The organism is Variovorax sp. 770b2 (assembly GCF_900115685.1).
Taxonomy (GTDB): Bacteria; Pseudomonadota; Gammaproteobacteria; order Burkholderiales; family Burkholderiaceae_C; genus Variovorax.
Genome location: NZ_FOXJ01000003.1, coordinates 95,334 through 107,550, shown reverse-complemented (window position 1 = coordinate 107,550; position 12,217 = coordinate 95,334). Strand labels below are relative to the sequence as shown.

Annotated in this window: 12 protein-coding genes; 9 read left to right on the top strand and 3 right to left on the bottom strand. The window is 70.0% G+C overall.

Annotated elements, in window-relative coordinates; translation table 11 throughout:
• Positions 1-79 precede the first annotated feature (79 nt).
• Genes BM133_RS19795 through BM133_RS19765 form a run of 7 tightly spaced genes read left to right on the top strand, consistent with a single transcriptional unit; the run spans position 80 to position 7,022 of the window.
• Positions 80-1,159, top strand: a complete 1,080-nt coding sequence (locus BM133_RS19795; protein ID WP_093438212.1) for an LLM class flavin-dependent oxidoreductase — start codon at positions 80-82, stop codon at positions 1,157-1,159.
• Between the two features lie 3 nt (positions 1,160-1,162).
• Positions 1,163-1,987 carry a class II aldolase/adducin family protein gene (locus BM133_RS19790; RefSeq protein WP_093437401.1) on the top strand — a complete coding sequence of 275 codons (825 nt, stop codon included), beginning with the start codon at positions 1,163-1,165 and terminating at the stop codon, positions 1,985-1,987.
• Between the two features lie 25 nt (positions 1,988-2,012).
• The gene (locus tag BM133_RS19785) at positions 2,013-3,014 is read left to right on the top strand and encodes an ABC transporter substrate-binding protein (RefSeq protein ID WP_093437399.1); all 1,002 of its coding nucleotides are present in this window, start codon (positions 2,013-2,015) and stop codon (positions 3,012-3,014) included.
• On the top strand, positions 3,011-4,075 hold the full coding sequence (locus BM133_RS19780) for an ABC transporter permease (protein WP_093437397.1): 1,065 nt from the start codon (positions 3,011-3,013) through the stop codon (positions 4,073-4,075). Before BM133_RS19785 ends, BM133_RS19780 begins: the two co-directional genes overlap by 4 nt.
• Positions 4,069-4,863, top strand: a complete 795-nt coding sequence (locus BM133_RS19775) for an ABC transporter ATP-binding protein (protein WP_093437394.1) — start codon at positions 4,069-4,071, stop codon at positions 4,861-4,863. Before BM133_RS19780 ends, BM133_RS19775 begins: the two co-directional genes overlap by 7 nt.
• A gap of 1 nt (position 4,864) precedes the next feature.
• A complete protein-coding gene (locus tag BM133_RS19770) occupies positions 4,865-6,022 on the top strand; it encodes a c-type cytochrome (protein WP_093437392.1) in 1,158 nt (385 codons plus the stop codon).
• A 28-nt stretch (positions 6,023-6,050) separates the two neighbouring features.
• Positions 6,051-7,022 carry an ABC transporter substrate-binding protein gene (locus tag BM133_RS19765; protein ID WP_093437389.1) on the top strand — a complete coding sequence of 324 codons (972 nt, stop codon included), beginning with the start codon at positions 6,051-6,053 and terminating at the stop codon, positions 7,020-7,022.
• Positions 7,023-7,037: 15 nt separating this feature from the next.
• On the opposite strand, the gene BM133_RS19760 is transcribed toward BM133_RS19765, so the two are convergent.
• The gene (locus BM133_RS19760) at positions 7,038-8,111 is read right to left on the bottom strand and encodes a helix-turn-helix transcriptional regulator (RefSeq protein ID WP_093437387.1); all 1,074 of its coding nucleotides are present in this window, start codon (positions 8,109-8,111) and stop codon (positions 7,038-7,040) included.
• A gap of 197 nt (positions 8,112-8,308) precedes the next feature.
• Between BM133_RS19760 and BM133_RS19755 the strand changes: the two genes are divergently transcribed.
• Positions 8,309-8,773 (top strand): response regulator transcription factor, encoded by a 465-nt coding sequence (locus tag BM133_RS19755; RefSeq protein WP_177224887.1) that lies wholly within the window; start codon positions 8,309-8,311, stop codon positions 8,771-8,773.
• Positions 8,774-8,797: 24 nt separating this feature from the next.
• Here the strand turns inward: BM133_RS19755 and BM133_RS19750 are convergent, their stop codons facing one another.
• The gene (locus BM133_RS19750; RefSeq protein WP_093437382.1) at positions 8,798-10,273 is read right to left on the bottom strand and encodes a MocR-like pyridoxine biosynthesis transcription factor PdxR; all 1,476 of its coding nucleotides are present in this window, start codon (positions 10,271-10,273) and stop codon (positions 8,798-8,800) included.
• Positions 10,274-10,400: 127 nt separating this feature from the next.
• On the opposite strand from BM133_RS19750, the gene BM133_RS19745 reads away from it, so the two are divergent.
• Positions 10,401-11,120 (top strand): GNAT family N-acetyltransferase, encoded by a 720-nt coding sequence (locus BM133_RS19745; protein ID WP_093437380.1) that lies wholly within the window; start codon positions 10,401-10,403, stop codon positions 11,118-11,120.
• 9 nt (positions 11,121-11,129) lie between these two features.
• On the opposite strand, the gene BM133_RS19740 is transcribed toward BM133_RS19745, so the two are convergent.
• The gene (locus tag BM133_RS19740) at positions 11,130-12,101 is read right to left on the bottom strand and encodes a LysR family transcriptional regulator (RefSeq protein ID WP_093437377.1); all 972 of its coding nucleotides are present in this window, start codon (positions 12,099-12,101) and stop codon (positions 11,130-11,132) included.
• Positions 12,102-12,217 lie beyond the last annotated feature (116 nt).

Genomic DNA, 12,217 nt, shown 5'->3' with positions numbered 1-12,217 from the left:
ACCAACACCCCCACACCTCGACAACAAACAAAGGACTCCCGTGAGCCAGAACATCCAGAACGACGTCGAATTCATCGGCATGATCCAGGGCCAGAAGGTCTCGGAGATCCACGCGGCCAAAGGCCCGGCCATCGACCGCGACTACGTGCGCGCCTTCGCGCAGGCACACGAGAACGCGGGCTTCGACCGCGTGCTGGTGCCGCACCATTCGACCGGCCCCGATGCCACGCTCACCGTGGCGTATGCCGCCTCGGTGACCGAGCGCATCCACTTCATGCTCGCGCACCGCCCGGGCTTCGTGGCGCCCACGCTCGCGGCACGGCAGTTCGCCTCGCTCGACCAGTTCAGCGGCGGCCGGCTGGGCGTGCACTACATCTCGGGCGGCTCCGACGAAGAGCAGCGCCGCGACGGCGACTGGCTCGACCACGACCAGCGCTACGCCCGCACCGACGAATACCTGGACGTGCTGCACAAGGTGTGGACCGCCGACAAGCCCTTTGACCACGAAGGCGCGCACTACCACTACCAGAACGCTTTCTCCGAAGTGAAGCCGCTGCAGACGCGCAACGGCAAGCCGCACGTGCCGGTGTATTTCGGCGGTGCGTCGGAGGCCGCGATCCCGGTCGCCGGCAAGTACGCCGACGTGTATGCGCTGTGGGGCGAATCGCTCGACCAGGCGCGCGAGCTCACCACGCGCGTGCGCGCCGAAGCCGCCAAGCACGGGCGCAGCGTGCGCTTCTCGGTGTCGTTCCGCCCGATCCTCGCCGAGACCGAAGAGGCCGCGTGGGCGCGTGCGGAGAACATCCTGGCCGAGACCAAGCGCCTGCGCGTGGTGCAGGGCTACAACCGCGGCGGCCCGCAGCAGAGCGAAGGCGCCAAGCGCCTGCTGGCCGCGGCCGACAAGGGCCCGCGCGTGGACAAGCGCCTGTGGACCGCCGTCGCACAGGAAATCGGCGGCCGCTCCAACAGCACCGCGCTGGTCGGCACGCCCGGGCAGGTGGCCGATGCGCTGCTCGACTACTACGACCTGGGCGTGACGACCTTCCTCATCCGCGGTTTCGATCCGCTGGAAGACGCGACCGACTACGGGCGCGAGCTGATTCCGCGCACGCGCGAACTCGTTGCGCAGCGCGCCCAATCGCAACGCAAGGCGGCCTGAGCGATGAGCGCCGTTCTCTCCATCGACCGCAGCGCGGCCCAGCCGCTCAAGCTCAACCCGAACCCGCAGCAGAAGTACTGGTTCGATCCGGTCCCGCCGCGCACCAGCGTGCAGGCCGAGCGCCGCCACCGGCAGGAGCGCCTGGCAGGCGCCTTCCGCCTGTTCGCGCGCTTCGGCTTCGCGCAGGGGCTCGCGGGCCACATCACCGCGCGCGATCCGGAGCTTGCCGACCACTTCTGGGTCAACCCGCTGGGCATCCACTTCTCGCGCATCAAGGTGTCCGATCTGCTGCTCGTCAATTCGAAGGGCGAGACGGTGATCGGCGACAGGCCGCTCAACAAGGCGGCCTTCGCGATCCACGCGGCGATCCACGAGCACAACCCGAAGATCGTCGCCGCCGCCCACACGCACTCGACCTACGGCAAGGCCTGGTCCACGCTGGGCCGCAAGCTGGACACGATCACGCAGGACAGCTGCGTGTTCCACGACGACGTGGCCCTCTTCGACGACTTCACCGGCATGGTGGTCGACACCAGCGAGGGCGACCGCATCGCAGAGGCGCTGGGCGACAGGAAGGGCGCGATCCTCAAGAACCACGGCATCCTGACCGCGGGCCCGACGGTGGAGGCGGCCGCGTGGTGGTACATCGCGCTGGACAACGCCTGCCACACCCAACTCCTCGCCGAGGCGGCCGGAAAGCCGCAGCCCATCGACGAGGAAACCGCGCGCCATACGCACAGCCAGATCGGCGGCCCGGAGGGGGCCATCCATTCCTTCTACAGCCTCTACGAAGGCCTCGTGGAAGCGGAACCCGAGCTGCTGGACTGAAGAAAAAAACTTGCTGGAGCCGTCGATGACCGCATCTCTTTCACGCCGCAGCGTTCTGCGCACAGGCGCCGCCGCCGCCGTGGTCGCCTCGGGCGGCCTGATCGCCTCGCAGGCGTTCTCGCAGCAGGCGCGCAAGCTCACCTTCGCATGGAACGCCGCCGCGTTCTGCCTCTCGCCGGTGGTGGTGGCGCAGGAGCGCGGCTACTTCGAGCGCAACGGGCTGCAGGTGGACCTGATCAACTACACGGGCTCGACCGACCAGCTGCTGGAGTCGCTCGCCACCGCCAAGGCCGATGCGGCCGTGGGCATGATCCACCGCTGGCTCAAGCCGCTGGAGTCGGGCTTCGACGTGAAGATCGTCGGCAGCTCGCACGGCGGCTGCGTGCGCCTGGTGGGCGCCAAGGCCGCGGGCGTGACCAGCCTCGCGAGCCTGAAGGGCAAGATCATCGGCGTGTCGGACATCGCGAGCCCGGGCAAGAACTTCTTCTCGATCCTGCTCGCCAAGAACGGCATCGACGCCGACCGCGACGTCACCTGGCGCCAGTACCCGGCCGACCTGCTGGACATCGCGGTGCAGAAGGGCGAGATCCACGCCATTGCCGATGGCGACCCGAACGTCTACCTGATCGAGAAGCGCAACAAGGGCGTGTTCGTCGAGGTGGCGAGCAACCTCTCGGGCGAATACAAGGACAAGGTCTGCTGCATCGTCGGTGCGCGCGGCGAGCTGGTGCGCAAGGACAAGCCGACCGTCGCGGCACTCGTGCGTTCCATCGCGCAAGCGTCGGCCTACGTGTCGGAGAACCCGAACGAATCGGCCAGGCTCTTCGCCAAGTACTCGCCCAAGGTGCCGATCGAAGACCTGCGCGCGCTGCTGGGTACGCTCACGCACAACCACCATCCGCTGGGCAAGAACCTGCGCGACGAGGTCGAGTTCTATGCGCGCGATTTCCGCGGCGTCGGCGTGCTCAAGAAGACCACCGACCCGGTGAAATTCGCCGATCACGTGTCTTTCGACCCGCTGGCATGAGCGCCGTCATCGATCGGGTGCTGGAGGCGCCGCCTGCGCCGGGAAACTGGCGACGCGCCGGCATCGAAAAGGCTGCGCCGGCTTCCTTTCCCGTGCGCGCAACCGAGGGCTTCTGGCGGACCGGCGTGCTCGCGATGGCGGCATGGCTCGCCCTCGGCCTGCTCACGATCTATTGGCCGAACAAGGCCGTGGGCTTCAGCGACTGGGCCTACACCGACGAGTTCGGCATCGCCGCGATCGCCGTGGGTGCGCTGTTGCTGGCCGTTGCATTGCTCGGGTCGCACGCAGGCCGCGTGGCCCGCGTGCTGCGGCCTGCGGGGCCGTGGCTGGTCGCGCTGCCGGTGCTCTTCGCGATCTGGGAGATCGCGACGGCCAAGCTGGCACTGCTCCCGACGCCGTTCTTCGCGCCGCCGCAGAGCCTGGTCGAAACCTACATCGACGACTGGCGCCGCCTCGGCGAAAGCCTGCTGCATTCGACCCGGCTGCTCGCCCACGGCTTCGTGCTCGGTGCGCTTGCGGGCTTTCTCACGGGCGTGACCATCGGCTGGTCGCGCATCGCGGGCTACTGGGTGCATCCGGTGCTGCGCTTCGTCGGGCCGGTGCCGGCGTCGGCGCTGTTGCCGCTCGCGTTCTTCTTCTTTCCGTCGAGCTATGCGGCGGCCGTTTTCCTGATCGCGCTCGCCACGGGTTTCCCGGTGGCGGTGCTCACCTGGTCGGGCGTGGCCGGCGTCAATCGCAACTACTACGACGTGGCGCGCACCATGGGCGCGAGCGAGCGCTTCCTGGTGCTGCGCGTGGCGATTCCCGCCGCGCTGCCGCAGGTGTTCGTGGGCCTGTTCATGGGGCTGGGCGCCGCGTTCTCGGTGCTCGTGACCGCCGAGATGATGGGCGTGAAGGCGGGCCTGGGCTTCTACCTGTCGTGGGCGCAGGGCTGGGCCTCGTACTCGAACATGTACGCCGCGCTGATCGTGATGGCCGTGCTGTGCTCGGGCCTCATCACGCTGCTCTTCAAGGTGCGCGACCGCGTGCTGTCGTGGCAGAAGGGGACCGTGAAGTGGTAGCCGCCGCCATCACCGATGCGGGCGTGCGCCAGGCCGGCGCGCACATCGACATTCGCGGCGTGAGCCACTGGTTCGACGTGCCCGCCGGTCCGTTGCAGGTGCTCGACGACATCGACCTCACGGTGAAGCCCGGCGAATTCGTCGCGCTGCTGGGCCCGAGCGGCTGCGGCAAATCGACGCTGCTGCGGCTGGTCGCGGGCCTGGAGCCCGCCACCGCCGGCCGCATCACGCAGGACGACGCGCCGATCACCCGGCCCGACCCGTCGCGCATCGTCGTCTTCCAGGACCCGACGCTCTACCCGTGGCGGAGCGTCTGGGACAACGTGGCGCTCGGCCTGCAGGCGCGCGGCGTGCTCAAGGCGCAGCGCGGGCGGGTCGACGAGGCGCTCAGGCTCGTGGGCCTCACCGACTTCGCCAAGGCTTTTCCGCACCAGCTCTCGGGCGGCATGGCGCAGCGCGTGGCACTGGCGCGCGCGCTGGTCAACGACCCGCAGTTGCTGGTGCTCGACGAACCACTCGGCAAGCTCGATTCGCTCACGCGCATCGCGATGCAGAGCGAGCTGGTCAACCTCTGGCAGCGCGCGGGCTTCTCGGCACTGCTGGTGACGCACGACGTGGAGGAGGCGCTCTTCCTCGCGAACCGCGTGATCGTGCTGAGCGACCGGCCGGCGCGCATCGCGGCGGAGATCGTGGTCGACCTGCCGTACCCGCGGCATCGTGGCCATGCGCGGCTCGCAGAGCTGCGTCACGAAGCGCTGCGGCACCTGGGGCTGGACGCCACCTGGTGAGATGAACAGCACGCCCGAGGCCGATTGGCTCAACCTGCTGATCGGCCTGCTCCAGGGCGCGCAACTGCAACTGCTGCGGGTGCTCGATGCGCTCGGGCTCGCGGCGAAGGTGCATGGGCAGGCGGCGTGGCCATGGGCACACCGGCTGTCGGGCGAGAACCTGCTGATCGACCTGGGCCAGGCGCGCAATCTCGCGTGGACGCTGGTGTGCATGGCCGCCGCGGTGCTGGCCTTGCTGGTCGCGCTGTCCTGGCGGCGCCGGCGCCTCTACGTTCTCGCGCTGGTGCCGATGCTGCTGATCGCAGCGCCATGGCCCGAGGCGCAGGTGGTGCTGGTGCCTGCGACGCCGACGAGCTTCCAGTCGTCGCCGACCGGCTTCACGGCCGCCTCCATCGCCAAGGGCCGCTTGCTCTACGCGCAGAACTGCGTGGCGTGTCACGGCGCGGACGGCAAGGGCGAAGGGCCGCTTGCCGCTTCGCTCGCGGTGTGGCCGCCGAACCTGAGCGGCCCGCTGCTGTGGCGGCGCGCCGATGGCGACCTGCTCTGGCGGATCCTGCACGGCACGCGCGGTGCGCAGCGACAGCCCACGATGCCCGGCTTCGCAGCGCGGCTCGACGAAGCCGACGCCTGGGCGCTGATCGACTACATGAAGGCGCAGGGCGCGGGCCAGAGCCTGCGCGCGCTCGGCAACTGGCCCCAGCCCATCGGCCTGCCCGACATGGCGGTGCGCTGCGGCGCGCAGCCGCCACGGCTGCTCGCAAGCTGGCGCGGGCAGCGCGTGCGCATCGTGGCGGGCAACGCCACGCCGGCGGAAGACCCGCGGCTCGTGACCGTCCAGTTGGTGCCGCCTTCGCAGACAACGCCGCCCGCCGCCGACTGCGTGGCCGACTCGCCCGCCGCATGGGAGGCGCTGGCCCTGATCGCCGGCACCGATCGCCTCGCCGGCACGCAGCTCATCGCCGACCGCGACGGCTGGCTGCGTGCGCGCGGCGAGCCCGGCAAGGCGGGCTGGTCCGACGACGACCTGCTGTGCCGCAGCGAACGCGCGTCCGCTGCATCGGCCGAGGGCGCCGCGCTGCCCGCCGATGGGCTGGGCGCACTCATCGCCCGCATGGACGCGGAGCCGGTGCGCTTTATCAAGGGCGGCTTCATTCACTGATTTTTTTTCACCGGACACGAAAGACCCCATGCCCTCGACCCTCGACCCCTCCCGCCGCAAGCTCCTCACCCAAGGCCTCGCCGCGGCCACGGCGGCCGCCTTGCCCGCCTTCTCGTTGCCGGCGCGCGCGCAGGGCCGCCCGGTGCTCAAGGCCGGCGACCAGAAGGGCGGGCTGCGCGCGCTGCTCGAAGCGGCCAATGGGCTGGAAGGCCTCGGCTACGACATCCAGTGGTCCGAATTCCCCGCCGCCGCGCCGCTGGCCGAAGCGCTGAACGCGGCGGCGGTCGATTCGGGCCCCATCGGCGATGCGCCGCTGATCTTCGCGCTGGCCGCGGGCACGCGCGTGAAGGCCATCGGCGCGAACCGCTCCGACTCCTACGGCACGGCCGTGCTCGTGCGCCCCGATTCCACGCTCAAGACCGCGGCCGACCTCAAGGGCAAGAGCATCGCCACCAACCGCGGCTCCATCGGCCACTACGTGACGCTCAAGGCCATCACCGCGGCGGGCCTGAAGCCCGAGGAGGTGAACATCCGCTTCCTCGCGCCGGCCGACGCCAAGCTCGCGCTCACGCAGGGCTCGGTCGATGCCTGGGCCACCTGGGAGCCCTATACCGCGCTGGCCGAGGTGAGCCATCACGCGCGCGTTCTCGTGAGCGGGCGCGGGCTGCTGCCGGGGCTGAGCTACCTGGCTGCGACCGATGCGGCCATCGCCGCCAAGCGGCCGGTGCTGCAGGACTTTTTGCAGCGCGTGGTGAAGGCGCAGCTCTGGTCGTACCGCAACGTGGATGCCTACTCGGCCGCGCTGGCCCGCATCATCGGCATCCCGCCCGAGGCGGCGAAGCTGCAGTTCGAGCGGCGCCAGCAGAAGTGGGTGGCCATCGATGCGAAGGTCATCGCCGACCAGCAGGGCACGGCGGATTTCTACCGGCAGGTGGGGCTCATCAAGCAGCCGCTCGATGTGAAGGCCACGTTCGACACCGGCTTCGGCGTCGCGGGCTGAACGAGGCTGAGGGGGCTAGCCCGGCGACACCTGCCAGGCGTCCGGGCGATCGGCCCGGTACGTCTGGGAGAGCGCGCGAAACTCCTGCGGCGCCATGCCGTAGGCCCGGCGAAAGGCGCGGGTGAAGTCCGACGCGCTCTTGAAGCCGACCGCATAGGCCACGTCCGTCACCATCATGTGCGGATAGCGGGCGAGCTCGTCGGCCGCTTGGCGCAGCCGCAGGTGCCGGATGTAGGCGCCCAAGCCCCCTTCGTGCTGGAACATGCGGTAGACCGTGGGGCGCGGCAGGTGCAGCGCGTTGAGCACGCCGTCGGGCGTCAGTTCGGCCCGGTGCAGGTTTGCCTGGATGTGGCGGCGCACCCGGCCGAACAGCGCCGCCCGCGCCACCGAGCGCGCATTGCCGCTCAGGCCCGCCTGCTTGCCGAAGGCGGCGACCACCAGGTGCGCGGCCGTGCGCACGGCGCTGTCGGCCGCGGCAGCCGTCATGCCCGAGATGTTGGCGCCCAGCGCCGCCACGTGCTCCAGCGCCAGCCGCGTGAGCGGCGTCGCGTCCTGGATCGTGCGGCCGTGGATGGCTTCGGGGTCGGGAAAGGTCTCCTGCACCAGCGCGGCCGGCACGAAGAAGGTGAGCACCCGGCAGTGGCTGCGCCGCATGCGCACCGGCTGGTTCATGTCCAGCGCCAGGATCTTCGCGGTGGAGATTGTGGAACTGGTCGAACGGGTGGCGCTTGTGCCGTGCCGCAGCGCGACGTCGTCCACGCCACCCTCGGCGAACACGTGGAACACGTAGTCGCGCACGCTGTCCGTGGAGATGCGGGCCAGCGAGCGCTCCAGCAGCATCGCGTCGGATCGGCAGTCGGTGAAGAGCAGGCCCTCGACCTTGTAGCGGTCGATCTCCGCCCGGAAGGGCTGCGCGACGTCGGCCTTGGACGGCAGCACGTCGATCACGTGGCCGACGCGCTCGCGCCAGGCCAGCAACTGCCGGTGTTGCGGCTCTCCAAGCACGCTGAAGTGGCTGTGCGCCACGCCGCCGCCGCAGGCCGCAAGGCTGGAGACCGGGGAGGCGCCTTGGGAGCCGGGAAGGTTCATGGGGAGGAGAAATCCGCGACGTGCGGCTGCGAGGTCACTGCGCCAATGAACAGGAAGAACCGTTAAAAAAAGCGCAAAACCGAGGGAATTCTCTCAATAACTGAGACGGACGGTCAAGTCCGCCGGACCGGTGCCAGCACTCTTGCCTTCGCGCGGCTGCATGGCCGAACCGATTTCTTGAGCGAATGAGTACCGAAATGTCCACAGGAAAAGCCGATCCCGCCACAGCCACCGGTGCCGTCGGTCATCTCTTCAACAAGGTGAACGAGGACGAGCTGGCCGCCCTGATGTTTTCCATGGAGCGCGGCGATGCGCCGGGCGCCTCGCGCATCGCGCGCCACATGCTGGCCCTGATCGCCGCGGCCGCGAAATCCCGGCCGCCTTCGGCCATCGAGACGAGGCCGCGCACGGCCACTGCGCCGGCCGCGGGCGAGGTGCCGTCGAACGGGCCGCTGTCGCCGCGCGAACTGCAGGTGCTGCAGCTGGTGTCGCAGGGATGGACCAACCGCCGGATCGCCGAGGCGCTCAGCCGCTCGGGCAACACCATCGACACGCAGATCAAGAGCATCTACCGCAAGCTGGACGTCAACTCGCGGACCCGGGCGGTCCGCAAGGCGATGGAGTCGGGCCTGCTGAGCTGGGACGCCGGCCGTCCGCAATAGCAATAACCAGCTCAGGCGAGGGCTTCAGGCGCCGCTGCGTTCCGCGGCGCGCGCCAGTTGCGACAGGCGCTTGACCAGCGGCTCGAAAAGCTCCGCCGAGGTATTGCCGTAGCCCAGCACCAGCCCGTTGTCCGACGGCAGCGGCTGCACCGAGAAGCTCGAGAGGGCCGCGGGCGCCAGGTGATGGCGCAGCGCCTCGGCGGCAATCCGGCGGTCGTCGAAGCGGGGCGGCAGGCGCACGGTCAGGTGCAGGCCGCAGTAGCCGCCGTCGATCTCGTGCGGCACTTTCAGATGCCGGGTCAGCGCCAGCCGCAGCGCCTGCTGGCGGTCGCGATACAGCCGCCGCATGCGGCCCAGGTGCCGGCCGAACTGCCCGCTTTCGATGAAATCGGCCATGGCCAGCTGTTCGTGGCGATGCCCGCCGCGCAGCATTTCTTCGAGCGGGGCCTGCACGGCCGCCATGAGCTGCGCCGGCAGCACCAGGAAGCCCAGCCGCAGCGACGGGAACATCGTCTTGCTGAAGGTGCCGATGTAGAGCACGGGCGCATCGGCCACCAGCCCCTGCATCGCGCCGATGGGCTCGCCGGTGTGGCGGAACTCGCTGTCGTAGTCGTCTTCGATGATCCAGGCGCCGTGCCGGCGGGCCTCGGCGATCAGCGCGAGCCGGCGCGCGATGCTCAGCACCGAGCCGCCCGGGTACTGGTGCGAGGGCGTCGTGTAGATCAGGCGCGGCGGGTGCTTGCGCCAGTCTTGCGCGCTCGCGTCCAGACCTTCCGGATCGACGCGGATGGGCACCATGTGCATGTCGCCCGCGCGCATCGCCGCCTTCACGCCGCGGTAGCCCGGGTCTTCGATCCAGCCCGTTTCGCCGGGGTTCGACAGCAGCCGCACGCACAGCGAGATGGCCTCCTGCGCGCCCTCGGCGATGACGACCTGCCGCGCCTCGCACCGCACGCCGCGGGCAATGGCCAGGTGCCGCGCGATGGCCGCGCGAAGCCGGGGCTCGCCCAGCGGGTTGCCGTAGCCGAGCGTGGCCGGGCTCGCGGTGCGGATGGCGCGGTCGAGCGCGCGCCGCCAGGCGGCGATGGGGAAGTGCGACAGCGCGGGCACGCCGGGGCGCAAGGCCGCGTCGGGTTCGGCGAAGGGCGTGCCGGGCTTGATCGCGGCCAGGCGCCGCGCGGTGGCGGGCGTGCCGGCCGATTTGCCGGCGCGCCGGGGAAGGGTGGGCGACGACAGTTCGGTCACCCGCGTGCCCTGGCGGTCGGGCTGCACGTAGCCTTCGGCGGCCAGGTGCTCGTAGGCTGCGGTGACGGTGTTGCGCGAAATGGCGAGCGCCTCGGCCAGCGCGCGCGAGCCGGGCAGTCGGCTGCCGGGGGCGAGGCGGCCGTCGAGGATGGCGCGCTTCAGGCGCTCGTGCAACTGGCGCTGCATCGGGCCGGCGTCGCGGTCCCTGGCGAGCGGGGATTCGAGCAGTGCGGCGAGGTCTGGCGGGTTGGGCATGAAAGCGATGGATGCAGCGTGGCACCACGAAATGAATACCCCGTGGTACTTTTCATGGCGCCACGGCGGGCGTACTTTACCGCTCTCCGGCATTGCCGCTTCTTCGCTCCTGAAAGACTCTTCATTCATGCCCGCCCGTCACAACGAATTCGGTCAATCCATCGGTCCCGAGGTCCCCGGCTGGACACCGCGCGCCCTGCCGCCGCGCCGCGCCATCGAGGGCCGGTACTGCCGCCTCGAACCGCTCGATGCGGCAAGGCACGCCGACGACCTCTACGCCGCTTATGCACAGGCCCCCGACGGCCGCGACTGGACCTATCTCTTCGTCGAACGGCCCGCCGACCTGACCGCGACCCGCGCGCACCTCGAACGCGCCGCGCAGACGGCCGATCCGATGCACTTCGCGGTCATCGACCGCCAGAGCGGCCACGCCGTCGGCACGCTCGCGCTGATGCGCATCGACCCGGCGCACGGCGCGATCGAGGTGGGCAGCGTTACCTTCTCGCCGCTCCTGAAACAGACGCCGATGTCCACCGAAGCGCAGTACCTGCTGATGAAGTTCGCCTTCGACGAGCTGGGCTATCGGCGCTACGAATGGAAGTGCGACAACTTCAACGAGCCGTCCAAGCGCGCGGCCGCGCGGCTGGGGTTCCAGTACGAGGGGCTCTTCCGGCAGGCGGTCGTCTACAAGGGCCGCAGCCGCGACACGGCGTGGTTCTCGATCATCGACAGCGAATGGCCGGTGCTGCGCACCGCATTCGAGCGCTGGCTCGCGCCGGAGAACTTCGATGCGCAGGGGCGGCAGCGCATGGCGCTGGACAAGTTCCGGCTGCCGCGCGCGGACTGAGAGCGGGGCCTACGCGGCCTTGCGCGCCTTTGCCGGTTTCCTGGCGGGCGCCTTCTTCGCCGCTGTACGCGCGCCCGGTGCCGGCAACTGCTCGCGCAGAAAGGCCAGGAAGGTGCGCACCACCTCCGGCAGCGTGCGGTCGGCCAGTGTCTGCAGTTCGACCGCGCGCCCGCGCATGCCGGGCTCGCGGATTTCGGCCGCATGCAGTTCGCCGCGCTGCACGCGTTCGCGCACGGTGATTTCTCCGGTGATGGCAAGACCGCCGCCATGCAGCACGAAATTGGCGAGCGCCTCGAAGCGGTTGCTCACCAGCACGGGCTCGAACACGAGGCCGCGGTTGCTGCACCCCACGTCGAACAGCTGGCGCACGGTGTTCTCGGGGCTGCTGAGCGCGATGGGAAAGGGATGCATCTGCGCGAGCGTCACGCTGCGCGACTTCGCCAGCGCATGGTCGGGCCGCATGATCGCGAACACCGACGCCGGCTGGCGATGCTCGACCCGGATGCCGCGCACCGCCGCACGGCTATAGGTGAGGCCGATGTCCGCCTCGCCGAGCAGCACGGCGTCGCTCACCTGCGTCGGGCCGGTGGCATCGAGCCGGAACCGCACGCCCGGATACTGCTCCCGAAAGGCCGCGATGGTGCGTGGCAGGAACTCGTTGGCAAAGCCCGAGGAGCAGGCGATGCGCACCCGCCCGCTCAGTGGGCCCTGCAGCGCCTGGATGTCCGAGAGCACGCGCTCGGCCTCCAGCGCGCCGCGCAGCGCGTGCGCCGCCAGCAGCTCGCCCGCGGCGCTGGGCGCCATGCCGCGCGGGCGGCGCTCGAAGAGCGGCACCCCGAGCAGCCCTTCCAGCGTGGCCACCTGGCGGCTCACGGCCGAAATGCTGACGTTCAGCCGCGCGGCTGCCTCGGTGAGCGAGCCGGTGCGGGCCACCTCGAGGAAGTAGCGCAATGAGGTTTCCTGGAGGCGGCGGCTTGGCATGGGCTGGGTGAAGGGAGTGAGGGGGGTGAGAGGGGATGAGGGCGACGCGCGAGGTTTGCAGGAAATGCAAAGGTAGCTCAAGAAAATAGCAATTGTTGAAAAGGTGTCCGCTTTTT